The sequence below is a fragment of the Burkholderia ubonensis genome, from assembly GCF_001718695.1.
Classification (GTDB): domain Bacteria; phylum Pseudomonadota; class Gammaproteobacteria; order Burkholderiales; family Burkholderiaceae; genus Burkholderia; species Burkholderia ubonensis_B.
The window spans coordinates 2,515,832-2,540,101 of sequence record NZ_CP013420.1 but is presented as its reverse complement, the minus strand read 5'-3'; the positions used below and the strand labels follow the sequence as shown (position 1 = coordinate 2,540,101).

Genomic DNA, 24,270 nt, shown 5'->3' with positions numbered 1-24,270 from the left:
GCCATGCGGCCCCTTTGCGGGCGCGGCAAATGAAACACCCCGCAGCGCGAGGCATGCGGGGTGTGGGCGATGAATGAGGGGCGGCTTAGAGCCTGTTCACGCTGATAACGGGCTTGCGGGGGCCCTAATCGAAGCGGCCGGTACGCGCCATTTCCATCAGGCGCGCGATGCGCTCCTCGGTGGCCGGGTGCGTCGAGAACAGGTTCTGCAGGCCGCCGCCGTGCAGCGGGTTCATGATCATCATCTGCGCGGTGGCCGGATGCTCCTCGGCCGCCGGGAACGGGATGCCCGCCGCGTAGCGATGGATCTTGTCGAGCGCCGTCGCGAGCGCCTGCGGATCGCCGGAAATCTGCGCGCCGCCGCGGTCCGCCTCGAACTCGCGCGCCCGCGAGATCGCCATCTGGATCAGCGCGCCGGCGATCGGCGCGAGCAGCGCGACCGCAATGCCCGCGATCGGATTGGCCGGACGGCCGTTCTCGTCACGCCCGCCGAAGAACATCGCAAAATTCGCGAGCGCCGAGATCGCGCCCGCCATCGTCGCGGTGATCGTCGAGATCAGGATGTCGCGGTGCTTCACGTGCGCGAGCTCGTGCGCCATCACGCCGCGCATCTCGCGCTCCGACAGCACGCGCAGGATGCCCGTCGTCGCCGCGACGGCTGCGTGCTCGGGGTTGCGGCCCGTCGCGAACGCGTTCGGCGCGTCTTCGTTGATCAGGTACACGCGCGGCATCGGCAGATTCGCGCGCGTCGCCAGTTCGCGCACCATCCGGTAGAACTGCGGCGCCGTGCTCTCGTCGACTTCCTGCGCGTTGTACATGCGCAGCACCATCTTGTCGGAGAACCAGTACGAGAAGAAGTTCATGCCGAGCGCGAACAGCAGCGCGATCGTCATGCCGCGCGAGCCGCCGATCATCCCGCCGATCACGATGAACAGGGCCGTGATCGCGGCCATCAGCATCGCGGTTTTGACCCAATTGAACATACGTGTCCACTCCTTTGTCCGAATGTAGCACCCGCCGGTTGCCTCGAGGGGCGAGGCGGAAAATTGTAAGCGATCTGTTAGATAAGTGCGGATCGGAAAAATTCAATCTCAGCGTTGCGAAGCCGCGAGCCTGAGGCCGAGCCCGACGAACGCGCTGCCGACGGTGCGGTCGAGCCACTTCTTCACGCCCGGCTTGCCGGAAAAACGGCGCGTCACGCTGCCCGCGACCCACGCGAGCATGCTGTTCCAGATCGTGCTCATCACGACGAACACCACGCCGAGGGTCAGGAACGCCAACGCCTTGTGCGCGCTGTCGGCCGACACGAACTGCGGGAAGAACGACACGAAGAACAGCACGACCTTGGGGTTCAGCACGTTCGTCCAGAAGCCCTGCATGAACAGCTGGCGCAACGGTTTGGCGGCCGCGGCCGGCGCAGCCCGCGCCGTGTCGGTCCCGGCCGCCGGCTTCGCGAGGATCATCCGCACGCCCAGATAGATCAGGTAGGCCGCGCCCACCAGCTTGATCACCGTGAACGCCGTGGCCGACGCAGCCAGCAGCGCAGTCAGGCCGAACGCGCAGGCGAGCGCGTGCACGCAGCAGCCGGCGGAGATGCCGAGCGTGGACATCAGCCCGGCGCCGCGGCCTTGCGCGACGCTGCGGCCGATGATGTACGCGGTGTCGGGACCGGGCGTGACGTTCAGCAGGAACACCGCCAGGAGAAAGAAGCCGAAATGGGTGATGCCAAGCATGGAAACCTCGGAGCCGGGAAGGCGCAGGGAAATTCTACGCGTGCGCGCCGTGCGTTGCGACTCGGCCGTTCGGCCGATTGCGCGCCGCCGGCGAGCCGTGTCGAATGACGCTCAGGATGCGTCGGGAAGCGTGAACCGCTGGCCCGCGGCCAGCGGCGCGCCGGCCAGGAATTCGCGCGCCGGCAGCCGCTTGCCGCCCGGTTTCTGCAGCTGCGTGACGCGCAGTGCGCCGCTGCCGCACGCCACGATCACGCCGTCCGGGCCCGCGTCGACGATCGTCCCCGGCGCCGCGTCGCCGCGCGCGTCCACGGGCGCCGCCGCCCACAGCTTGAGCGCCGCGCCGTCGAGCGTCGCGACGCCGCCCGGGAACGGATCGAACGCGCGCACCCGGCGCGCCAGCACGTCCGCGGGCTCGCGCCAGTCGAGCGCGGCCTCGTGCTTGCCGATCTTCTCAGCGTACGTCACGCCGTCGGCCGGCTGCGGCGTGGCCGGCAGGCTGCCGGTGCGCTCGAGCTGCGCCAGCGCGTCGACGATGAGGCGCGCGCCTTCCGCTGCGAGCCGGTCGTGCAGCGTCGCGGTCGTGTCGTCGGGCGCGATCGCGACGCGCGCGTCGTGCAGCATCGCGCCGGTATCCAGCCCGGCGTCCATCTGCATCAGCGTGACGCCCGTCTGAGCGTCGCCCGCCTCGATCGCGCGATGGATCGGCGCGGCGCCGCGCCAGCGCGGCAGCAGCGACGCATGGATGTTGATGCAGCCATGGCGCGGGATGTCGAGCACCTCCTGCGGCAGCAGCAGGCCGTATGCGGCAACCACCATCACGTCGTGCGGAGTTGCGCGCAGCAGCTCGATCGCGTCGGCCGCCTCGGCCGGGTACTTGCCCCCGCGGCGCAGCGACGGCGGCTGCGCGACGGGCATGCCGTGCTCGACGGCATAGCGCTTCACGGCGCTCGCCTGCAGCTTCATCCCGCGCCCGGCGGGGCGGTCAGGCTGCGTGAGGACGAGCGGCACCGGAAAACCGGCCTCGTGGATCGCGGCGAGTGCGGCCGCGGCGAATTCCGGCGTGCCGGCGAAAATGACGCGCAACGAATGTGTCATGACAACGGATCGGGGTCAGGCAGGGCGAACACGCGTCACATCGCGCGTTCGAGTTTCTTCATCTTCGACTTGATGCGGCTTTGCTTGAGCGGCGACAGGTATTCGACGAACACGCGGCCCATCAGGTGATCCATCTCGTGCTGGATGCACACGGCCAGCAGGCCCTCGCAGTCGAGCTCGAACGTCTCGCCCTTTTCGTCGAGCGCGCGCACGCGCACGCGATCCGGACGCTCGACTTCGTCGTAGACGCCCGGCACCGACAGGCAGCCCTCCTCGTAGACCTGCTTCGCGTCGCTCGACCACACGAGCTCGGGGTTGATGAATGCACGCAGCTCGCTCTTGTCTTCCGAGATGTCGATCACGATCACGCGCTCGTGCACGTCGACCTGCGTCGCGGCAAGGCCGATGCCCGGCGCGGCGTACATGGTTTCGGCCATGTCGGCGACGAGCTTGCGGATCCGGTCGTCGACCTTGTCGACGGGCTTGGCGACCTTGTGCAGCCGCTTGTCGGGGTAATGAATGATGTTCAGCAAAGCCATGGCGTTCGGTATTCGGGTGGGCGGCGTGCCCTATCGGCCATCCGGCCGAGTGGCGCCATTGCCGGGATGCAATGAAGATGAGGCGAACGCACGGCATATCAATGCCGCGCGTCATGCCTCCTGCAACTGGCCGGACGCCCGTGCGCGCGGCCCCGTCGAGTATTTCGGATGATGAAAATTTTAACATGGCGACACGCGTCTCGCTGGCCGTCGCATTCGGGCGCAATCTCATGTCGCCGCAAGCGCTGACCGCGACCATGCTGCGCGCATGGCTGCAACTCGCGCATGCGCCCGGCATCGCGCCGGCGGTGCTGCGCGTGCTGCTCGACGCGTTCGGCACGCCCGCGGCGCTGCTGCACGCGTCGGACGCGGCCATTGCCGAGCACACGAGCCCGGCGGCGGCGCAGGCCGTGCGCGCGAGCGAGCGCGCCGACCTGGACGCACGGGCCGCCGCGGTGCTCGCGTGGCGCGACGCGCCCGGCAACTGCATCGTCCCGCTCGGCGATCCCGCGTATCCGCCGCGGCTGCTCGACCTGCACGACCCGCCGCCGCTGCTATATGTAAAGGGGCGCGTCGCGCTGCTGCACGCGCGCGGGCTCGCGATCGTCGGCAGCCGGCACGCGACGCCGCAGGGCCTCGCGGATGCGACGCGCTTCGCGCGCATCCTGTCGGACGCCGGGCTCGCGATCGTCTCCGGGCTGGCGCTCGGCATCGACGGCGCCGCGCACCGGGGCGGACTGGACGGCCGCTCGAGCACGATCGCGGTGATCGGCACCGGCGCCGATCTCGTCTATCCGGCGCGGCACCGCGCGCTCGCGCACGAGATCGCCGCGCACGGCGCCATCGTCTCCGAGTGGCCGCTCGGCACGCCGGCACGCGCCGCGCACTTCCCGCAACGCAACCGGCTGATCGCCGCACTGGCGAGCGGCGCGCTCGTCGTGGAGGCCGCGCCGCGTTCCGGCTCGCTGATCACCGCGCGGCTCGCGAACGAATTGGGCCGCGACGTGTTCGCGATGCCGGGCTCGATCCACGCGCCGCTTGCGCAAGGCTGCCACGCGCTGATCCGCGACGGCGCGAAGCTCACCGCCACACCGCTCGACGTGCTCGAGGAGTACGGGCTCGGGGAACCTGCGACGCAGGCCGGCGGCGCGGCGGCCGATGCGGGTTCCTGCTCCAACCGCCACGATGCATCTGCCGCCGCCGCGCCTCGCGCGGGCGAGCGCCGCACTGGAGCAGCGGCATCTTCCGGCACCGACACCGACACCGCAGCCGATGCCAGCTCCACGCCGCCACGAACCGCATGCGTGCCCGCGAACGATCCAGCCGAACGAGCCGTCCTCGCCGCGCTGGGATATGGCCCCGTGACCTACGAATGGCTGGCCGAGCGCAGCGGCCTGTCCGACGACGCGCTCCACCGGGCGCTCCTCGCGCTCGAACTGGCCGGACGCGTCGCGAGCGTGCCCGGCGGCCGCTTCGCGCGGCTTGATTTGGCGCCCACCCCACCGCCGTCCGGCGTGCTACAGTCCCCGGCATAGGGGCGGCCGCGCCGCCGACGATATCGAAGGAATTCCATGCCCGCGCTGAATCTCGACACCGACGCGGATCGGATCGCCGAGCGCCTCCGTCATCCCGACACGCTGCTCGTCGCCTGCCTGTGCGCCGACTGGTGCGGCACCTGCCGCGAATACCGCGTCGCCTTCGACCAACTCGCCGACGCGCATCCCGAGGCCTGCTTCGCATGGATCGACATCGAAACGCATGCCGACCGGCTCGACGATCTCGACGTCGAGAATTTCCCGACGATCCTGATCGAGGACGCCAACGCCGCGCGCTTCTTCGGCACGGTGCTCCCGCATGCGGCCATCGTCGAACGGATGCTGTCCGACCTGACCGCGCTGCCGGGCGTGCCGCATGCACCAAAATTGCGCAACATCCTGAACGTCGAGGCCTGAGCGGGCGTCCGTCCGGCCCCGCCGCACGCCGCGACGCGTGCTGCCGGGCCAGGCGCTTGCCGCCGCTGCAGCCCCCCTCTATGATGGGCCGCTTTTTGCACGCCGAGCCGCCGTCATGGCGCCGTGTGCTATAAAGCCGTCGTAAAAGGGACCCACAACCGGCAAACCCGGTCTACCACACACACAGTCATGTCCAAAGCTCTGATCATTGCGGAAAAGCCTTCTGTCGCGAACGACATCGCGCGCGCTTTGGGTGGCTTTACGAAGCATGACGAATACTTCGAGAGCGACGAGTACGTCTTGTCGTCCGCTGTCGGCCACCTGCTCGAAATCGCGGCCCCGGAAGAGTACGAGGTCAAGCGCGGCAAGTGGAGCTTCGCGCACCTGCCCGTCATTCCGCCGCATTTCGACCTGAACCCGATCGCCAAAAGCGAGTCGCGCCTCAAGGTGCTGACCAGGCTGATGAAGCGCAAGGACGTCGACCGCCTGATCAACGCATGCGACGCGGGGCGCGAAGGGGAGCTGATCTTCCGCCTGATCGTGCAGCATGCGAAGGCGAAGCAGCCGGTCCAGCGCCTGTGGCTGCAGTCGATGACCCCGCAGGCGATCCGCGACGGCTTCGCGCACCTGCGCAGCGACTCCGACATGCAGCCGCTCGCCGACGCGGCCCGCTGCCGCTCGGAAGCCGACTGGCTCGTCGGGATCAACGGCACCCGCGCGATGACCGCGTTCAACAGCAAGGGAGGCGGCTTCTTCCTGACCACGGTCGGCCGCGTTCAGACGCCAACCTTGTCGATCGTCGTCGAACGTGAAGAGAAAATCCGCCGCTTCGTCCCGCGCGACTACTGGGAAGTGCAGGCGGCGTTCGCGTGCGCGGGCGGCTTCTATGAAGGCAAGTGGTACGACCCGAAATTCAAGCGCGACGAATTCGATCCGGAAAAGCGCGACTCGCGGCTCTGGAGCCTGCCCGCCGCCGAGACGATCGTCGCGGCCTGCCGCGACCAGATCGGCACCGTCAGCGAGGAATCGAAGCCGTCGACGCAGCTGTCGCCGCTGCTGTTCGACCTGACGAGCCTGCAGCGCGAAGCGAACAGCCGCTTCGGCTTCTCCGCGAAGAACACGCTCGGTCTCGCGCAGGCGCTGTACGAAAAGCACAAGGTGCTGACCTACCCGCGTACCGATGCGCGCGCGCTGCCGGAAGACTACATCGCGACGGTCAAGTCGACGATGGAGATGCTCAAGGAGAGCCACAACTACCTGCCGCATGCGAAGCAGGTGCTCGACAAGGGCTGGGTGAAGCCGAACAAGCGGATCTTCGACAACTCGAAGATCAGCGACCACTTCGCGATCATTCCGACGCTGCAGGCGCCGAAATCGCTGTCCGAGCCGGAACAGAAGCTCTACGACCTCGTCGTGAAACGCTTCCTCGCCGTGTTCTTCCCCGCCGCGGAATACAGGGTCACGACGCGGATCACCGAAGTGGCCGGCCATCACTTCAAGACCGAAGGCAAGGTGCTCGTCGAGCCGGGCTGGCTGCAGGTGTACGGCCGCGACGCCGAAGGCGCGGACGCGAACCTCGTGCCGGTGCAGAAGGACGAGAAGGTGAAAACCGACGAGATCGCCGCGGTGGCGCTCGTGACGAAACCGCCGGCTCGCTACTCGGAAGCGACGCTGCTCTCCGCGATGGAAGGCGCGGGCAAGCTGGTCGAGGATGACGAGCTGCGCGAGGCGATGGCCGCGAAGGGGCTCGGCACGCCGGCCACGCGCGCGGCGATCATCGAAGGGCTGCTCGGCGAGAAATACCTCGTGCGCGAAGGCCGCGAGTTGATCCCGACCGCGAAGGCGTTCCAGCTGATGACCCTGCTGCGCGGGCTCGGCGTGAAGGAACTGACCGCGCCGGAGCTCACCGGCGAATGGGAATACAAGCTGTCGCAGATGGAGCGCGGCAATCTCGGGCGCGACGCGTTCATGCAGGAAATCGCCCGCATGACGCAGCAGATCGTCAAGCGCGCGAAGGAATACGATTCCGACACGATCCCCGGCGATTACGCGACGCTCGAGACGCCGTGCCCGAACTGCGGCGGCCAGGTGAAGGAAAACTACCGGCGCTTCGCGTGCACGAAGTGCGAGTTCTCGATCTCGAAGATCCCGGGCAGCCGGCAGTTCGAGATCGCGGAAGTCGAGGAGCTGCTGCAGAAGAAGGAAATCGGCCCGCTGTCCGGTTTTCGCAGCAAGATGGGGCGGCCGTTCTCGGCAATCCTGAAGCTCTCGTTCGACGACGAGACGAAGAACTACAAGCTGGAGTTCGATTTCGGCCAGGACCAGGGCGGCGAGGAAGGCGAGGCGCCGGACTTCTCCGCGCAGGAGCCGGTCGGCGCGTGCCCGAAGTGCAAGGGCCGCGTGTTCGAGCACGGGATGAGCTACGTGTGCGAGCACTCGGTCGCCAACCCGAAGACCTGCGACTTCCGCTCGGGCAAGGTGATCCTGCAGCAGGAAATCACCCGCGAGCAGATGGGCAAGCTGCTCGCCGACGGCCGCACCGACCTGCTGCCGAATTTCAAGTCGTCGCGCACCGGCCGCAACTTCAAGGCGTACCTCGTGAAGCAGCCGGACGGCAAGATCGGCTTCGAGTTCGAGAAGAAGGAGCCGAAGGCGGCAGCGGCGAAGAAGACGGCGAAATCGGCGACGAAGGAAGCCGAAACCGTGACGGAAGGCGCCGACGAGAAGCCGGCGCCGGCCCGCAAGACCGCTGCGCGCAAGACGACGACGCGCAAGACCGGCTCGTAAGGGCTTGCCGCCCGGCGCACCCCGCGCCGGGCCGGCCGACAAAAAACGCGGATCGATCGCTCGATCCGCGTTTTTTCATTGCGCGGGCGGTTCGATCACCGCCCCGCCCCCGCGTTACAGCGGCGACGGCACGGCAACCCGCGACCGCGCCGAACGCGGCTGGCGCGACGAGACCGTCGAATCGACCTGATCCGGCCGTTCGGGGCGCATCTCGACGCCGATCGGCGCCGGCGCGACGCCCTGCGCCGCCCACTGCTCGCCCATCGTCGCATCGGTCGAATGGCTGAAATGCTCGACGAGGTGGTCGATGAAGGTGCGCACCTTCGCCGGCAGGTGGCGGCGGCTCGGGTATGCGATGTTGATCTCGACCTGCGGCAGCCGGAAATCCGGCAGCAGCCGCACGAGCGCGCCGCGCGCGATGTCGCTGCCGATCAGGTAGCTCGGCAGGATCGCGACGCCCATCCCGAGCAGCGCGAACTGGCGCAGCATCGCGGTGTTGTTCGCGACGACCACGTTGGTCGGCCGCACTCGCACTTCGCCATCCGGCCCCGTAAACACCCGGTCGTCGCCCCAGTATTCGCTCGGCAGGCTCAGGCCCGGATGCTCGGCGAGATGTTCCGGATGCGTCGGCACGCCGTGCTTTTCCAGATAGCTCGGCGTCGCGCAGACGGTCATGCAGCCGGTGGTCAGCCGCCGCGTCACGATGCTCGCGCTGCGCATCTGGCGCGTCACCACGATGCCGACGTCGAAGCCTTCCTCGACCAGGTCGACCTGCCGGTCGACCAGCGTCAGATCCGGCACCACTTTCGGAAACTGCTCGGTATAGGTCTGCAGCACCGGCGCGAGGTTATGCAGGCCGAACACGACCGGCGCAACGATGCGCAGCGTGCCGACCGGCTCGTGGTTACGGGCGACGACCATCTGCTCGACGTCTTCGAGCTCGTCCAGAATCTGGCGCGCGCGCTCCAGATACACCTGGCCGGACTCCGTCAGCGAAAGGCTGCGCGTGGTGCGATTGAGCAGGCGCGTGCCGAGACGGCCTTCCAGATCGGCGACGTGACGGGTCGCGACCGCGTTGGAGATATCCATTGCACTTGCGGCCCGCGCGAAACTCCCGAGATCCGCAACCTTGACGAACACTCGCATCGACTGCAAATGATCCATTTAACGACTCCTGCCGCTGTTACCGCTTCAAAAAGATGAAGCAAATGCGTAATTCTCCTACGACAGCGGAATTGATGCAGAGTTGCTCAACAAGCCCGCCGTAGCCGATAAAAACAGTCAAACATCCTCGCCACTGCCGGAAAAATGACCCAATTATTCTGATTGGAGCAACAATTGGGTGAACCTCGTCGCCCAAGCGACGGATTCAGGAAGGACGTATTTGATGCGGCACGGCATCGGCGGCCGGCAGGGCGGCGCAAACACGGCGTCGGAGCAGGCCGACGCCAATTGCGGCAGGGCGTAACAACCTGTTAAAAAGACACCACGAGGCCGCTCGACATTGCATCATGTCGGCCCCGGCCGGGCGGGACGAGGCGCGACCGCGCGCCGCCGCCCCTGCTTTCAACGCGCGATTCCCGCAAACCATGAAAATTGCCATCCTCGACGACTACCAGGACGCCGTCCGCAAGCTGAATTGCTTCCAGATGCTCGCCGACCACGACGTGAAGGTCTTCAACAACACGGTGCGCGGCCTGGGACAACTCGCGAGCCGCCTGGCGGAAGTCGAAGCGCTCGTGCTGATTCGCGAACGCACCCCGATTTCGTCGCAACTGCTCGCCAAGTTGCCGCATCTGCGCATGATCAGCCAGACCGGCCGCATCGGGACCCACATCGATATCGAGGCCTGCACCGAGCGCGGCATCGTGGTGCTCGAAGGCTCGGGCTCGCCGATCGCGCCCGCCGAGCTGACCTGGGCGCTGATCATGGCCGCCCAGCGCCGGATTCCGCAGTACGTCGCGAACCTGAAGCAGGGCGCGTGGCAGCAGTCCGGCCTGAAGACGTCGGCGATGCCGCCGAACTTCGGCCTCGGCCAGGTGCTGCGCGGCCAGACGCTCGGGATCTGGGGCTACGGCAAGATCGGCCGGCTCGTCGCCGGCTACGGCAAGGCGTTCGGGATGAACGTGCTGGTCTGGGGCCGCGAGCATTCGCTCGAGGCAGCGCGCGCGGACGGCTATGCCGCGGCCGACAGCCGCGAGGCGCTGTTCGAGCAGAGCGACGTGCTGTCGCTGCACCTGCGCCTGCACGACGACACGCGCGGCATCGTCAAGCAGGACGATCTGATGCGGATGAAGCCGACCTCGCTGCTCGTCAACACGAGCCGTGCCGAGCTGCTCGAGGAAAACGCGCTCGTCAACGCGCTGTCGCACAACCGGCCGGGGATGGTCGCGATCGACGTGTTCGAGAGCGAGCCGATCCTGCAGGGCTACAGCCTGCTGCGGATGGAGAACGTGATCTGCACGCCGCATATCGGCTACGTCGAGCGCGAAAGCTACGAGCTGTATTTCAGCGCGGCGTTCAGGAACATCCTCGCGTTCGACCAGGGCGACATGTCGAACGTCGCCAACCCGGAAGCGCTGACGCCGATCCGCAAGCGCTGACCGCCCCGCGGCCGCGCCCGCCCCTGAACCGCCAGCCGACCGTCAGGCCGCGGCGCGCCCGCCCGTCATCGCGTCGATGCGCGTGAGGAAGTGCTCGCCGTCGCGCCGGCCGAGATCGTATGCATGCCGCATCTGCGACGGGCTCGTGTAGTCCCAGCTCGAAATCGGCACCTTGCTCGACGGCTGCACGTAGAGGCGCTGCTGTTCGCCCTGCGCGACCGTGAACATCTGCGGCCGCGGATACAGCCGGGTGACGAGCACCAGCACGCGGCCCGGCGACGCGTCGAGCGCGCCGACCGGCACGTTGTCGACCATCCCGCCGTCGAGCACCGGCCGGCCATTGCGGCGCAGAACCGGCGTGAACGGCGGCGTGCACGACGATTGCAGGATCAGGTCGGCGAGATCCTCGACGCGCGCGCAGTCCTGCGCGCGCACGAATTCCGGCCGGAAACCGAGCGCGCGGCCGAGCGTCGGGTGCAGCGTCTTGCGCACGTATTTCTCGATGTTGTACGCGACGAGCCCCGCCGCGACTGCGCTGCGCGCGCCGAGCCAGCGCGGCACGTGGGACACGCCGATGCGGATCTCGGGCGCGTCGGCGAGCTTCGCGAACGGCTCGCCGTAGATGTCGAGCAACGCCTGCCGGTAGATCCGGTAGTGCGGAAACACCGGTTCGCGGCCGAACAGGTTGCCCCAGTACGCGTTCTTCCGGTTGTGGCGCAGCGCCTCCTCGTAATAGCGCATCACCCATGCCGCGTCGCGCGTATACAGCATGCACGCGGTCGCGGCGCCGGCCGAGATCCCGGCGATCACGCGCGGCCGCAGCGCGAGCGCCGGCTGCGCGACGTCCCAGAAGCCGGCCTGCCACCAGCAGCGATTGCCGCCGCCCGCGAACACGATCTGGTCGAACATCGCGCGCCGCTCAGCTGACGAGCGCGTAGGTCGACGTCGCATGGACGGCCATCTTGCCGTCCTCGTCGAACAGCTCGACCTCGCCGAACACGAGGTTGCGGCCCATCCGCAGCACGCGCGCGGTGATGAGCACGTCGCCCTTGCGCACCGGCCGCATGAAGTTCGTGTTGAGCGAGACGGTCGTCATCGGCCGGAACTCGCCGAGCGCGGACGAGATGGCCACCACCATCGCGGTATCGGCGGCGGCCGTGAACACCTGGCCGCAGATCACGCCGCCGGAATGACGGAATTCGCCGGAAAAAGGCAAGCGCAGCGTGATGCTGTCGTCGGCGATCGATACGGGGACCAGACCGAGCGAGCGGACCCAAGGGGCCAGCAAGCGGTCCAGCAATTCGCGGACTGCGTTTTCGTCCATCTTCGAATGTCCAGGAAATGTTGCGCGACCGCCGCGCAACAGGTGTGGGCGTCATCATACCGGGAGCGCGCAAACTGCGATCGCTCGTTGCCACCCCGACCGGCCCGCACATTCGTGACGAAATATTTTCGAGAAATTTGCAGAAAGGGCTTGTCAGAGGTAAAAAACCCGTGCATAATTTCACTTCTGTTGGGGGCGTTAGCTCAGTTGGTAGAGCAGCGGACTCTTAATCCGTAGGTCGAGTGTTCGAGTCACTCACGCCCCACCAGGAATTCAAAAGGCCGGTCAGCGCAAGCTGACCGGCCTTTTTCCATTCCGGCCGCCCATCGGCCTCTCCGCGCGCCCCGCCGCAGTACCTTTCCGTTAGAATCGTCCGACAAAAATCACATAACCGGCACGACGATCGCCGCATCGCGGCCGGCACTGAGAGAGCATGGGACGTCAGACATGGAAGCATGTGAACCAGACGCGACCATTGAGAGGGCATGGTCACGCACAAATCGGCGCGCGGGTCGAAGCGCGCTATCCACCCGATCGCATCCGCCCCCGTTACATGACGCACGTCGCGGATCCGGTCATGCTGCGTAAGGACGCGCTCGTTGCATTCGCGCTCGGAATCGCGCTGCTCGTGATCGCAGCGGCGCTCGCCGTTACCGCGAGCCGCGCGACCGGCGGGCTGCTCCGCGCATCGGGCACCATCGTGCGCATCGTGCAGGACAGCGACGCGATGCGCGCTTATCGCCCGATCGTCGCGTATCTCGCGAGCGACGGCCGCCGACGCGAAGTCGCCGGCGACACCGCGTCGGCCGTCCCGGCCTACGACATCGGCGAGAACGTCGACGTGCTGGTCGATCCCGCCCATCCGAACCGCCCCGCGCTGATCGACGATTTTGCGCAACGCTGGTCGCCGGTCGCGGTGCCGGCGCTGCTCGCGGTCGTGTCGCTCGCGATCGGCTGCGTGCTGTACGTGGACGAGCGCCGCAATCGCCGCCCCGGCGCCCCGTTCGCCGCATCGGCCCGGGACGCCGCGCGGCGGCGATGGAACATCGCGATCGTGCTGATTCCGCTCGCGCTCGGCACCGCGTTCATGGCCGGCGCCGGCGCTGCCGGCTTGCGCCAGTGGCAGGCCGCCCGCCATTACGCGCATTCGACCGGCCACGTCGTCGAGATCGCCGAACCCGCGGGCGCGTCCCGCAACCGCGCGTCGCTCGATTCCGTCAGCGTCGCGTTCACGACCGACAGCGGCCGCGCGGTGACCTTCGAGCAAAGCTCGGCCTCCCCGCATCCGCGGCTGTACGAAGGCGAACGCGTCAACGTGCTGTACGACCCCGTCGCGCCCGAACGCGCGATCATCGACCAGTTCTGGGACCGGTGGAGCGTGACCGCAATTCTGTTCGCGATCGGCGCACCGTTGTTCGTCGCCGGGCTGGTCGCGGCCAGCGCGCTGTGGCCCGAACCGCGACTGCACGAAATCGTCGAATGACGGATGGGGCGCGCCGCACGCTTCACCGCAGCCTGAATGCCTCCACCTTTGCGCGGTTGCCGCATGTGCGCATGTCGCATCAGCGGCGGCCGGCGCCGCGGCCGCGATCGATGAAGAACCACTCGCAGCGGGCGCATTGGCGCACGCGCCTGACCACATCACCGGCTCCCGCCTACAGCGGCAACGAATAAGTCCTCGGCTTCGTGAAGCTCTTCGTCGCCTCCTACGCGCCCTCCTTGTAGCCGAGCGGCCCGAACCCTCGTCGTCGCCGAAGTGCGTCAATTCGAGCCGGTAGCCCGGCACTTCGCGCACGTTCACGCTGCCGGCCTCCAGCTCCGTGATGAAGCCCGCGATGTGATGGAAATGATTCGTGCAGACCGACGACGGCAACGCATAGTCGCTACTGTTCGAAATCCCGATCGCGTTCATCGATATTGCGACAGCAAACGCCCGCCGCCATCCTCGCACTCGCCTGCGCCTTCCAAACGTCTGCTCACGCCAACGTCGCCCGCCTCCCTACTTCGGCAGCGTCGGGATCATCCACGACAGCACGTGCTGCTGCAGGAACACGAGCACGCCGAGCAGCAGCGTGAGGATCACGCTGTGCCAGAACGTGCGCGCGAACACGACACCCTCCTGCCCCTTCAGGTCCGTCGTCGACACGCCGGTCGCGATGTTCTGCGGCGAGATCATCTTGCCCATCACGCCGCCCGACGAGTTGGTCGCGGCCATCAGCACCGGATCGAGGCCGAGCTGCCGCGCCGCGACCACCTGCAGGTTGCCGAACAGCGCGTTGCCCGACGTGTCGCTGCCGGACAGGAACACCGCGATCCAGCCGAGCGACGCGGACACGAGCGGGAACAGCGCGCCCGTCGACGCGACGCCGGTGCCGAGCGTGTAGCTGATGCCCGAGTAGTTCAGCAGGTAGCCGAGGCCGACGATCATCATCACGGTGACGATCGCGATGCGGGTCTGCCGCCACGTCTTCGCGACGCAGCCGAGGAAATCGCCGGCGCCGGTGCGCGTCCACCCACGCGGCCGTGACGATCGCCGCGAGCAGGATCGCGGTGCCGGTGCCGAGCGGCTGGAAGTCCCAGACCGCCGCGTACGGCTTCTGGTACAGCGTGACGTACACGGCGTTGTGCAGCCCCGGCCAGTGGACCTTCACGTCGCCGATCGCCGCGATGTTCGCGCGCACCCAGACGATCACGATCACCGACACGACGAGCCACGGCAGCCAGCCGCCGTAGCCGACGCGCCCGCCCGCCCCGCCGTTCGCAGCGCCGTTCGCAGGTGCGCTGCGCGCGATCGCGAATTGCGGATCGGCGATCGGCTTCCACACTTTCAGGAAGCCGATCGTCACGATCAGCGACGTCAGCGACGACAGCACGTCGGTGAGCTGATAGCCGAGGAAGTTCGACGTGACGAACTGCGCGAGCGCGAAGCTGCCGCCCGACACGAGCAACGCGGGCCACAGCCGCGCGATCGAGCGCGCGCCGCCGTACACGCCGACCACATAGAACGGCAGCAGCAGCGCAACGAACGGCAGCTGGCGGCCGACCATCGCGCCGAGCGTCGCGGCCGGCAGCGACGTGACCGCGCCGAGCACGGTGATCGGCACGCCGAGCGCGCCGAACGCGACCGGCGCGGTGTTGAACAGCAGCGTGTAGGTGAGCGCCTCGATCGCCGGGAAGCCGAGCGCGATCAGGAGCGCGCTCGTGATCGCGACCGGCGTGCCGAACCCGGAGATCCCTTCGAGCAGGCAGCCGAACGAGAACGCGACGACGAGCAGCACGAGCCGGCGGTCGTCGGGCAGGTGGTCGAGCATCCACTGGCGGAACTGGTCGAAGCGGCCCGACTTCACCGCGATGTTGTACAGCAGCAAGGCGTTGAAGACGATCCACATCACGGGAATCAGCGCGAGCGCCATGCCCGCGGCGACCGCGTCGAACGCGAGGCCGACGGGCATGCCCCATGCGCCGATCGCGACCGCGAGGCCGGCGATCAGCCCCGCGAGCGACGCCTGCCACGCGGGGCGGCGCAGCACGCCGAGCGCGATCAGCGCGACCGCGATCGGAATCACCGCGACGAGGAACGACAGCAACAGCGAGTCGCCGACGGGCGTCAACGGCTGGACGAACAGGATGCCGGGCGGCAGGGCTGCGGTGGGATTCATCGTGTGTCGTGTCTCCGATCCAGTACCAGACGTACATTCGGCGGCCGCTACGCCCGGCCGACGCTTGCGCATGCAACCATGCGGCAAGGCCGACCGACCGGTCGCTCAAATGAGGTTAGGAGGCCGGTCGCGCTTGTACAAGGAGGGCAAGCCCGATGCGCGTCCGAATCGTTGCGCGGGCGTCGGCGAAGGGTCCGAGCAATGTTGCACAGCGGGAAAAGGTGCGTGACGGCGAGCGGGATGTTTCGTTTGGGCTCCGAAGCCTAGACTCGCTGCATCGATTCCGCCCGCGCCGGCGACGACGCGGCTCCGGAAACTTCACGGAGCAGACACGATGAAAAACCTGAAACTTGCGGCCTGCGCGTTGCTGCTGATCGGCCCGGCGCTCGCTGCCCACGCCGAGTCGACGCTGACGCGCGCCCAGGTACGCCAGGAACTCGCCGAGCTACAGGCGGCCGGCTACCGGCCGAGCCTCGTCAGCAGCCCTGACTTTCCGGAGAACATGCAGGCCGTCATGCAGCGCGCCGCCCAGGCCCGCGCCGACGCCGCCGGCCACGGCAACGACGGTCATGCGAGCGTCGAAGCGGGCAAGCCGGCTACGCCGGCCGTGGTCGATCGCAGCACGTACGCGCATCACTGAAGCAGGTGCCGCCGGCGCGTGAACCGCGACGGACGGCAGCTTCGGCTGCGGCCATCAAACGCTGAAGCGGTTCAGCGTGTACGCGCGATAGGCCGCGACGAAAGCGTCGAACGAACCGGCTTCCTTCGCTTCCAGTTCGGCCTGCTCGGCCAGCGAGCGCTCGGCGAGCGCCGCCGCAGCGCGCGCGTCGGCCTCCGGAAGCGGCCGCGCGCGGAAATGCGCGGCATGCGCGTCGCTTTGCGCGCGCGCGAACGCGAGGAACGACTGCCCGTTGTCGCGCATCGTGCGCAGCACGCGCGCGGACGGCGTGCGTTCCGGATCGGCGAGCTTCTCGCGCTGCGCGGCGATCGCACGCGCGTGCTCGTCGCCGCCGCGAATCTCGTCGAGACGCCGGCCGACGGCTTCGACTTTCACCATCAGCTCGTCCGCCCACGCTTGCAGCGCAATCGGGCTGCCGTCGCGCGACAGCGCGAGGCCCGGCTTGCGGCCCTCCATCGTCACGGCGCCGAAGTTCGCGTTCGCTTCGCGGTACGCGTCGCCGTCGAGCGGCGGGCTCGCGTCGAGCGCGCACGCCAGCAAATACGCGTCGATGAAGCGCGCGGTGTCGAGCGCGATGCCGGTCGGCGCGAACGGATCGATGTCGAGGCAACGCACCTCGATGTACTGCACGCCGCGCGACGCGAGCGCATGCAGCGGACGCTCGCCCGAATACGTGACGCGCTTCGGCCGGATCGTCGAATAGAACTCGTTCTCGATCTGCAGCACGTTCGTGTTGATCTGGATCCACTCGCCGTCGCGATGCGTGCCGATCGCCTCGTACGGCGGATACGGCTCGCTCACGGCCTTCGACAGCGCGTCCAGATAGCCCGCCAGCGTGTTGTAGTCCGCCTGCAGCGCCGCCTGCGCGGTCGTGTTCGAGTAGCCGAGGTCGCTCATCCGCAGGCTCGTCGCGTACGGACGGTACAGCGTGTCGGCGTCGAACGTGTCGAGCGTGTGCGGGCGGTCGCGCAGGAACCGCCGGTCGAGCGCCGGCGATGCGCCGAACAGGTACATCAGCAGCCAGCTCGTGCGGCGGAAGTTGCGGATCAGCGCGAGATAGCGCTCGGACTGGTAGTCGACGAGCGTCGCGGTCGAGCCTTCCTCCGCGTGCAGGCGCCGCCACACTTCCTCGTGCAGCGAATAGTTGTAGTGGATGCCGGCGATGCACTGCATCGTGCGGCCGTAGCGATACGCGAGGCCGAGCCGGTACACCATCTTCAGGCGTCCGATGTTCGACGTGCCGTAGTCGGCGATCGGAATCTGGTCGTCGGCGGGCAGCAGGCCCGGCATCGACTCGTTCCACAGCATTTCGTCGCCGATCGACGCGTAGACGTAGCGATGCAGCTCGTCGAGGCGTTCGAGCGTGAGCGCTGCGTCGGGCTCCGCCGGCGTGATCAGTTCGAGCAGCGCTTCGGAGTAGTCGGTCGTCAGCGACGGATGCGTGAGCGCCGAACCGAGCGCGCGCGGATGCGGCGTGAACGCGATCATCCCGTCGCGCGTCACGCGCAGGCTTTCCTTTTCGATGCCGCGCAGGCCGTCGGGCAGATGCTGCCGCGTCGGGCCGGAACTCAGCACGTCGAGGCGATCCAGCAGCAATTCGGTCTGGCGGATGGTCATGGTGTTCGACATTGATGCGCAAGTGCGGGCACGGCCGCGCGCGGAACGCTCGCGCGCGGCCGGCAGGATTGTTGGTCGCTTCGTTGGTAGCGGGCACTTTAACATCTCGCCGGAACACGCGCTTGGGGTGGCTCACGGCCGGCCCGGCCGCCTGCAGCGGGCCGCCGCGCGGGCGATCGCGGCGATTGCCGCTGGCGCGGACGAGCATCCGCTATAACGCCGGGCGCGGCCCTCGCGCGGCTTTCGTCGGGAGGATTGCGCGGTGCAGGATGCGGCGCGAAGAGGTGGAACCGGTGCCTTGGTGCCGTCGCTGCTGGCGCTGCCCCGCCCACCTCGCTGCTGGCGCACCTCGACCATGACCACGCCCGCGATGCAGACGGTTACTGCGGTGGGCTGGGGCTGCTATGTGTTGGTGCAGATGCCACCGCACGGCACCTACTCGCCGCCCGCATCTTACCCACGTCGTTAGAGCCTCGGCACGCCGCCCCCACGCGCACCCCGAAGCGAATCACACCGCGCCGATACCGACTGCGCGACGTCGCTCGCCGGTCGCATCCGCCCACCAACCGCCGCGAGCGTCATCCCCCGCGCGCGCCTCCCGCGCGGTCGGCCACCTCGTTCCACAGATGGAGCGCCGCGTACGCGCGCCATGGACGCCAGCCGTCCGTGCGGCGCTTCTGGCTCGCGAGCCGGTCGAGCGACGGATCGCGCGCGGTGATCGACTGCATCAGCACGAGATCCGACGCAGGCCACGCATCCGGGTCGCGCCACGCGCGCATCGCGATGTATTCGACGGTCCACGGGCCGATGCCGGGCAGGTCGAGCCACGCGTGGCGCAGCGTCGCGAGGTCGGCCTGCGCGGGATCGAGCGGCACGTCGCCCGCCGCGACCGCGCGCGCCATGCCGGTGAGCGCCGCCGCCCGCTTGCCGGGCATGCCGATCTTCGCGAGATCGCACGCGGCAAGCGCGTCCGGCGCCGGAAAGCGCCACGCGGGCGCGCCGTCCGATCGATGCGTGCACGCCGTCGTCGTGCACGACGTGCTCGCCCGCGCGCTCGACGAGCCGGCCGACGATCGTCGTCGCCGCCTTCACGCTGACCTGCTGGCCGACGATCGCGCGCACCGCGAGCTCGAAGCCCGACCACGCGCCCGGCACCCGCAGCCCGGGCGCGGCCGCGACGAGCGGCGCGAACCACGGGTCGCGCGCCAGCTCCGTGCCGATCGCGGCCGGATCGGCGCGCAGGTCGAACATCGACGCGATGCGCGCGGCGAACGCGTCGTCGACGTGCCGCGCCGCCGCGCCCTCCACCGTCGCGACGAGGCAATGCCGGCGCGGATGCCGCTCGACGGTGAGCCGGCCGGGCTCGCCCTTCAGGTCGACGATCCGGCGGTACACGCCGCCCGCGACCTGCTCGACGCCCGGAATCGCGCGCCCGCTGAAGAAGCGCAGCACGCGCGCCCAGTCGTAGGGCGCCTTGAAGCGCAGCTCGAGTTGCACGGCCGGCGGCACGCCGCCGCCGCTCACGGTTGCGATGGGGGTTGCGACCTTCAAGCTGCGCTGCCCTCCGCGACTGCGACGTCGGCCGGTTCGTCGTGCGCATGGCGCGCCTCGGCCGCGAGCAGCGTCGCCTTGCGGCGCACGCCCCAGCGATAGCCGGCCAGCGCGCCGCCCTTCTGCACGACGCGATGGCACGGAATCGCGAGCGCGACCGGATTCGACGCGCACGCGGACGCCACGGCCCGCACCGCGCGCGGCGCGCCGAGCGCCTCGGCGATCTCCGAATAGCTGCGGGTCTCGCCGTACGGAATGTTCGTCAATGCCTCCCACACGCGCTGCTGGAACGCGGTCGGCGCGATGTCGAGCGGCAGCTCGAAGGCGCGGCGCGTGCCGTCCAGGTACGCACCGATCTGCGCGACGAACGGCGCGAGCCGCGCGGGCGACTCGACCAGCTCGGCGCGCGCGAACGCGTCCTTCAGCGCGGCGACGAGCGGCGCCGGATCGTCGCCGAACGCGATCCGGCAGATGCCCTGCGCGGTCGCGGCGACCAGCACCGTGCCGAGCGACGTCGGCGCGGTCGCGTAGTCGATCCGCAGCCCCGCGCCCTGGCGGCGAAATGCCGACGGCGCCATCCCCAGCTCGCGCGGCACCGACGCATACAGCCGCGACGGCGAATTGAAGCCCGCGTCGACGGCCGCCTGCGTGACCGGCCGGCCGCTCTGCAGCGCCTGCCGCAACGCGGCGCCGCGCTGCGCGGCCTGGTACTGCCGCGGCGACACGCCGACCACGCGCTTGAACAGCCGCTGCAGGTGGAACGGGCTCACGTGGACCGCATCGCTCAGTTGCGCAAGCGTGAGCCGCTCGGGATGCGCGTCGAGCACCGCGCACGCGCGATTGACGATTTCGAGCTCGCGCGGCAGCCCCTCGGGCTGGCAGCGTTTGCAGGGACGGAACCCGGCCGCGCGCGCGGCGGCCGGATCGTCGAAGAAGGCGACGTGGTCGCGCCGCGGCAGCCGCGACGCGCAGGTCGGGCGGCAGAACACGCCGGTGGTGCGCACCGCGTAGAAGAATGCGCCGTCCGCATGCGGATCGCGGGCGGTCACGGCATTCCAGCGGGCGTCGTCGGTCGGATAGGCGGATTTCATCGGAACCTCGCACTCTCAGTGTAGACGGTGCCTACTGTAGTCAGCCGCACGCACCGTCGCGCCCCGAATCTTGCTCTGTGATTCGCGCCGACCGCCGACAAACGGGGGCGCATCGGAAAAACGGGCATGAACGGTCAACTTTCGGGCTCATTAGTCACCGTTCCGTCACATTCATGTTGCAGTGCAGGTGCGGCAAAACGCCGTCCTGACGTTTTTTTACACAAACAATATTGCGTCGCACCATCGCCGTGTGTATAGTTGGACTTGTCTCCTCCATGTCTCCTCCTGATATGGATTAAGCCCGTTCCACGTGAGCGGGCTTTTTTTTTCGTCTGCCGATTTTGCCGTGTTCGCGCGGGCGCTCCCGACTCCTTCGGCTACACTCGATGAACCTCGCTTGCCAAGGAGTGTTCACCTATGAAACCGATCCTCCGCGGGATCGATCACGTCGTGCTTCGCGTGACCGACATGGCCGCGATGACGCGCTTCTACTGCGACGCCGTCGGCTGCCGTGTGGAACGGGAACAGCCGGAGCTCGGCCTCGTGCAGCTGCGCGCCGGCGACGCGCTGATCGACCTGCTCGCCGTCGGCGGGACGCTCGACCGGCCCGACAGCGGGCCGCCCGGCGCCGGGCGCAATCTCGACCACCTGTGCCTGCGCGTCGAGCCGTTCGACCCGCAAGCGCTCGCCGCGCATTTCACCGCGCACGGCGCGCCGCCGGGCGCGCCCGAGGAGCGCTACGGCGCTGACGGCTATGGCCCGTCGATCTACCTGTTCGATCCGGAAGGCAACATGCTGGAGCTCAAGGGGCCGCCGGCCGCGATCGCGTGAGTGCGGCCGGCGCGCGCGTCACGCGTCGGCGCGGGCCTTGAGGACCGTCCATTCGACGGGCACCGGATCGTGATCCGCGCTCGAGATCCATGCGGCGCCGTCCTGCACCGTGCACTGCAGGCGCATGGTCCGCTCGGCGAGCCGCCCGAGCGCCGCCGCGACGCCGTCGTCGAGCGACAGCACCTGCACGTTGCGCAGCCGCTCCACCTTGCTGCGCACGCCCTGCCACCAGATATCCGAGGTCTTGCCGCCGTACGCGATCACCGTCACCTGCGCGGCGCGGCCCGCCGCCTTCGAGATGCGCCGCTCGTCGGGCTGGCCGACCTCGATCCACGCGTCGATCGCGCCCGTCAGGTCCTTCTGCCACAAGTCGGGCTCGTCGGTATCCGACAGCCCCTTGCAGAACTCGAGCCGCTCATGCGCGAACAGCCCGAACGCGGCGATCCGCACCATCATCCGCTCGTCGGTTTCCGACGGATGGCGCGCGACCGTCAGCGTGTGGTCGCCATAGTAGTGCCGATCCATGTCGGCGATTTGCAGTTCGGCTTTGTAGATCGTGGATTTGAGCGCCATGCGGGTAGTGCCCGGGCGGGCATCGGTTCAGGTCGGGCCGTGATGATACCGAAAGCCCGACGTTCGCTGCATGACGCGCACAGCAGAACGGCCCGGCGGGCGGCCGGGCCGTATCGGTTCGCGCCGCCGGCTTGCGCCGGCGCGCGCATGCGCCCGTTGATCGGCGCGTTATTGCTTGATGAAGCGCGAATCGGCCCAGAGGCCCTGCTGGTCGCTGTTGTCGGCGCTGACGAACTGCACGTCGCCGTTGTCCACCGACACCACGCGGAAGCGCTGGCCTTCCGGCACCGACAGGCAGCGGAAGTCGTCGAAGTATTGCTGCTTCGCCTGCGAATGGCCGCCGCGCTCGTGATCCAGTACGGAATCCAGATTATCTTTCGACAGGCAGCCCCACGCGTTCTTCGTCAACTGGATCTCCTGCCGCGGCTTCACGGCGGCATCGCCGCCGGCCTGGGCAATCGACACCACGGCAAATGCACCGACAAGCGCAACAAACACACTGGTTCGTTTCATCATGTTCAGTCTCCCATGCACGCTGGCAAACAGGCTGGGTTAGCTATGTGTTTAAAGGTGAGCGCGGAGCAACGTTTTTCACTTTAGGAGAGCGATAACCGATAGCAAGCACATTTGTTGTGCAACCGCAATAGCGGCGAATTGTCGCACCCGCCGCGCACCCGATTTTTGGCGGTTCGCGGCCGGGTGCCGGATTTTCCGGCACGGAGCGCGACGCCGCGGCGCCCCGCCTGCCGCGTTATCCAGCAACCCTTTCAGCCGAATTACGCCGCGCCGGCTGAACGGTTTGGATAATTCATTTCAGTCGCCCGACCTGATTGGTGCAACGCACATAAAGTCGCGGGCAACGATATGAATTTATCGCGCTGCCGCAGCACAAAATCCGGTAACAAGAAAAATGCCAGCTATAAGCGCGCGCGTATTTATCCGTATTTTCCCGCATGCGCAGGCGGTCCATCCGCCGCCGCCCATTTTCCGCTTTTACCGACGCTTATTCAGTCGGCCGGCTGCCGTTCGAAATAGTCCCGCTGGAAGATGCACATCCGAAACGCGTTGTGATAAGACCCGTTTCCGAAAAATTCTTCCCTCAATTCCGCTTCACGCCGGAACCCGCATTTTTCATAAACGTGAATGGCCGCCGCATTGGACGTATCCACGACCAGGTACAGCTTGCGCAGGTTCAGCACCTTGAATGCGTACTCGACCGCGAGACGCGTCGCGTGGCCCGCATGGCCGCGGCCCTGGCAGTGCGGCGCGATGATGATCTGGAATTCGCCGCGGCGGTGGATGTAGTCGAGCTCGATCAGTTCGACGAGCCCGACCAGTTCGCCTTGCAGGTCGACCGCGACGAAGCGGCGCTCGCGCTGGTCGTGCACGTGGCGGTCATACAGTTGCGACAGCTCCGCGAAGGTTTCATATGGCTCCTCGAACCAGTAGCGCATGATCTTCGCGTCGTTGTTCAGTTCATGCACGAAGCGCAGGTCCTGACGCTCGAGCGGCCTCAGCGCGAGCGTGTGCTTGTCGTTCTGGAGTTGCATGTTGGTTTCCTTTTCGATGCCCGCGTACGCGCGAAACGCCGCTGAGACGCGACGTTCTAACGCCGCGTTCCGCACTGTAAGAAGTTGACCGCGGGTGAAGCTCAGAGCCTAGAATGGATAGGACGGTTCCTGCCACCGCAAGGAGGCTATCGTGATCGAGCAACTGATACTCGGTGTCTTTCTGGTGCTGCCGCTCGTGATCGTGGCCGTGCTGTTTTCCGATGAACTCTGGCAGGAACACCGGCGTCAGCATCCGCGCGACGAGAACGCTCCGCACATCGACTGGAAGCATCCGTGGCGCCGCGTGCGGCGCGGGCATTGAATCGCTCGCCGTGCGGTTTGCGTCCGGCTGCCGGTCGGCCGCAGCGATGCGGGCGCCGTTGCCGTGCCCTCATGACCACCCATTGCCGCTCAACCCACGAGACTCCGCTGTGAACGACAAACCTGTTCTGCCTTCCCACGATATCCCCGCCGAAGCGATCGACCTGCAGATCACCGACGTGCTCGCCGGCGTCGCCTACCCCGCGAACAAGGATGCGATCGTCGACGCCGCGCGCGTTGCGGGCGCAAGCAACGAAGTGCTGTCGATGCTCGACGGGCTGCCCGAGCAGGACTACGCGGACATCGACGCCGTCACGCGCTGGGTCGCCGGCAACTACGGGCCGGGACTGGGGATTTGAGCGCGCG

At 67.9% G+C, this 24,270-nt stretch carries 22 protein-coding genes, 1 tRNA gene and 4 pseudogenes; 11 read left to right on the top strand and 16 right to left on the bottom strand.

The genetic code is table 11. From position 1 onward, the window contains the following. Positions 1–124: 124 nt before the first annotated feature. The 4 genes from htpX to def form a co-directional block, all read right to left on the bottom strand. A complete protein-coding gene (gene htpX / locus WJ35_RS11565) occupies positions 125–982 on the bottom strand; it encodes a zinc metalloprotease HtpX (RefSeq protein ID WP_059616472.1) in 858 nt (285 codons plus the stop codon). Positions 983–1,090: 108 nt separating this feature from the next. Continuing rightward, positions 1,091–1,732 carry a LysE family translocator gene (locus WJ35_RS11560; protein WP_060238561.1) on the bottom strand — a complete coding sequence of 214 codons (642 nt, stop codon included), beginning with the start codon at positions 1,730–1,732 and terminating at the stop codon, positions 1,091–1,093. Between the two features lie 111 nt (positions 1,733–1,843). Further along, positions 1,844–2,827 (bottom strand): methionyl-tRNA formyltransferase, encoded by a 984-nt coding sequence (gene fmt, locus WJ35_RS11555; protein ID WP_060238558.1) that lies wholly within the window; start codon positions 2,825–2,827, stop codon positions 1,844–1,846. A gap of 35 nt (positions 2,828–2,862) precedes the next feature. After that, positions 2,863–3,366, bottom strand: coding sequence for a peptide deformylase (def, locus tag WJ35_RS11550; RefSeq protein WP_010090310.1), 504 nt, complete (start codon positions 3,364–3,366; stop codon positions 2,863–2,865). Positions 3,367–3,551: 185 nt separating this feature from the next. On the opposite strand from def, the gene dprA reads away from it, so the two are divergent. The 3 genes from dprA to WJ35_RS11535 all read left to right on the top strand — a co-directional run bounded on the left by dprA (position 3,552) and on the right by WJ35_RS11535 (position 8,105). Next, positions 3,552–4,901, top strand: a complete 1,350-nt coding sequence (gene dprA / locus WJ35_RS11545) for a DNA-processing protein DprA (protein ID WP_069239189.1) — start codon at positions 3,552–3,554, stop codon at positions 4,899–4,901. 36 nt (positions 4,902–4,937) lie between these two features. Further along, positions 4,938–5,318, top strand: a complete 381-nt coding sequence (locus WJ35_RS11540) for a thioredoxin family protein (RefSeq protein ID WP_060238553.1) — start codon at positions 4,938–4,940, stop codon at positions 5,316–5,318. Between the two features lie 189 nt (positions 5,319–5,507). Then, the gene (locus tag WJ35_RS11535; RefSeq protein WP_069239188.1) at positions 5,508–8,105 is read left to right on the top strand and encodes a DNA topoisomerase III; all 2,598 of its coding nucleotides are present in this window, start codon (positions 5,508–5,510) and stop codon (positions 8,103–8,105) included. A 114-nt stretch (positions 8,106–8,219) separates the two neighbouring features. Here WJ35_RS11535 and WJ35_RS11530 read toward each other — a convergent pair whose 3' ends face one another. After that, positions 8,220–9,269, bottom strand: coding sequence for a LysR family transcriptional regulator (locus tag WJ35_RS11530; RefSeq protein ID WP_060238550.1), 1,050 nt, complete (start codon positions 9,267–9,269; stop codon positions 8,220–8,222). A gap of 425 nt (positions 9,270–9,694) precedes the next feature. Here WJ35_RS11530 and WJ35_RS11525 point away from each other — a divergent pair, with 425 nt between their 5' ends. Further along, positions 9,695–10,708 (top strand): D-2-hydroxyacid dehydrogenase family protein, encoded by a 1,014-nt coding sequence (locus tag WJ35_RS11525; protein ID WP_010090305.1) that lies wholly within the window; start codon positions 9,695–9,697, stop codon positions 10,706–10,708. A 42-nt stretch (positions 10,709–10,750) separates the two neighbouring features. On the opposite strand, the gene WJ35_RS11520 is transcribed toward WJ35_RS11525, so the two are convergent. After that, positions 10,751–11,617 (bottom strand): patatin-like phospholipase family protein, encoded by an 867-nt coding sequence (locus WJ35_RS11520; protein ID WP_060238548.1) that lies wholly within the window; start codon positions 11,615–11,617, stop codon positions 10,751–10,753. Between the two features lie 10 nt (positions 11,618–11,627). Continuing rightward, positions 11,628–12,032, bottom strand: coding sequence for a PaaI family thioesterase (locus tag WJ35_RS11515; RefSeq protein WP_042586602.1), 405 nt, complete (start codon positions 12,030–12,032; stop codon positions 11,628–11,630). A 192-nt stretch (positions 12,033–12,224) separates the two neighbouring features. Between WJ35_RS11515 and WJ35_RS11510 the strand changes: the two genes are divergently transcribed. Both WJ35_RS11510 and WJ35_RS11505 read left to right on the top strand, forming a co-directional pair. Next, positions 12,225–12,300, top strand: a tRNA-Lys gene (locus WJ35_RS11510). Positions 12,301–12,465: 165 nt separating this feature from the next. Further along, on the top strand, positions 12,466–13,515 hold the full coding sequence (locus tag WJ35_RS11505; protein ID WP_059558760.1) for a DUF3592 domain-containing protein: 1,050 nt from the start codon (positions 12,466–12,468) through the stop codon (positions 13,513–13,515). Positions 13,516–13,537: 22 nt separating this feature from the next. Here WJ35_RS11505 and WJ35_RS32735 read toward each other — a convergent pair. From WJ35_RS32735 to WJ35_RS11500, 3 pseudogenes are all read right to left on the bottom strand, one after another. Beyond that, positions 13,538–13,594: pseudogene (locus WJ35_RS32735) on the bottom strand (CGNR zinc finger domain-containing protein); the annotation flags it as partial. Between the two features lie 144 nt (positions 13,595–13,738). Then, positions 13,739–13,938: pseudogene (locus WJ35_RS31805) on the bottom strand (aldehyde dehydrogenase family protein); the annotation flags it as partial. Between the two features lie 93 nt (positions 13,939–14,031). Then, positions 14,032–15,691: pseudogene (locus WJ35_RS11500) on the bottom strand (L-lactate permease). Between the two features lie 334 nt (positions 15,692–16,025). On the opposite strand from WJ35_RS11500, the gene WJ35_RS11495 reads away from it, so the two are divergent. Then, positions 16,026–16,331: a DUF4148 domain-containing protein gene (locus WJ35_RS11495; protein WP_011886443.1), complete on the top strand. Its 306-nt coding sequence runs from the start codon at positions 16,026–16,028 to the stop codon at positions 16,329–16,331. 54 nt (positions 16,332–16,385) lie between these two features. Here WJ35_RS11495 and gshA read toward each other — a convergent pair whose 3' ends face one another. Next, positions 16,386–17,999 carry a glutamate--cysteine ligase gene (gene gshA, locus WJ35_RS11490; protein WP_060238520.1) on the bottom strand — a complete coding sequence of 538 codons (1,614 nt, stop codon included), beginning with the start codon at positions 17,997–17,999 and terminating at the stop codon, positions 16,386–16,388. On the opposite strand from gshA, the gene WJ35_RS31205 reads away from it, so the two are divergent. After that, positions 17,986–18,204 (top strand): hypothetical protein, encoded by a 219-nt coding sequence (locus WJ35_RS31205; RefSeq protein ID WP_155121899.1) that lies wholly within the window; start codon positions 17,986–17,988, stop codon positions 18,202–18,204. The genes gshA and WJ35_RS31205 overlap by 14 nt on opposite strands. A gap of 361 nt (positions 18,205–18,565) precedes the next feature. Here WJ35_RS31205 and WJ35_RS11485 read toward each other — a convergent pair. Together WJ35_RS11485 and ada are read right to left on the bottom strand one after the other, a co-directional pair. Further along, positions 18,566–19,520, bottom strand: a pseudogene (locus tag WJ35_RS11485) (DNA-3-methyladenine glycosylase family protein). A gap of 14 nt (positions 19,521–19,534) precedes the next feature. After that, positions 19,535–20,629, bottom strand: a complete 1,095-nt coding sequence (ada, locus tag WJ35_RS11480; RefSeq protein WP_060238516.1) for a bifunctional DNA-binding transcriptional regulator/O6-methylguanine-DNA methyltransferase Ada — start codon at positions 20,627–20,629, stop codon at positions 19,535–19,537. A 417-nt stretch (positions 20,630–21,046) separates the two neighbouring features. Here ada and WJ35_RS11475 point away from each other — a divergent pair, with 417 nt between their 5' ends. Beyond that, positions 21,047–21,460 (top strand): VOC family protein, encoded by a 414-nt coding sequence (locus WJ35_RS11475; RefSeq protein ID WP_010090283.1) that lies wholly within the window; start codon positions 21,047–21,049, stop codon positions 21,458–21,460. 18 nt (positions 21,461–21,478) lie between these two features. Here WJ35_RS11475 and WJ35_RS11470 read toward each other — a convergent pair whose 3' ends face one another. From WJ35_RS11470 to speG, 3 genes are all read right to left on the bottom strand, one after another. After that, the gene (locus WJ35_RS11470; protein WP_060238514.1) at positions 21,479–22,033 is read right to left on the bottom strand and encodes a YaeQ family protein; all 555 of its coding nucleotides are present in this window, start codon (positions 22,031–22,033) and stop codon (positions 21,479–21,481) included. A 168-nt stretch (positions 22,034–22,201) separates the two neighbouring features. Further along, positions 22,202–22,549, bottom strand: a complete 348-nt coding sequence (gene sap1, locus WJ35_RS11465; protein WP_059633245.1) for a surface attachment protein Sap1 — start codon at positions 22,547–22,549, stop codon at positions 22,202–22,204. Positions 22,550–23,040: 491 nt separating this feature from the next. After that, positions 23,041–23,583, bottom strand: coding sequence for a spermidine N1-acetyltransferase (gene speG / locus WJ35_RS11460; protein WP_069239187.1), 543 nt, complete (start codon positions 23,581–23,583; stop codon positions 23,041–23,043). A 151-nt stretch (positions 23,584–23,734) separates the two neighbouring features. On the opposite strand from speG, the gene WJ35_RS31800 reads away from it, so the two are divergent. Both WJ35_RS31800 and WJ35_RS11455 read left to right on the top strand, forming a co-directional pair. Next, positions 23,735–23,905: a hypothetical protein gene (locus WJ35_RS31800; RefSeq protein ID WP_010090279.1), complete on the top strand. Its 171-nt coding sequence runs from the start codon at positions 23,735–23,737 to the stop codon at positions 23,903–23,905. Positions 23,906–24,014: 109 nt separating this feature from the next. Next, positions 24,015–24,263 (top strand): DUF2795 domain-containing protein, encoded by a 249-nt coding sequence (locus WJ35_RS11455; RefSeq protein WP_069239186.1) that lies wholly within the window; start codon positions 24,015–24,017, stop codon positions 24,261–24,263. Positions 24,264–24,270 lie beyond the last annotated feature (7 nt).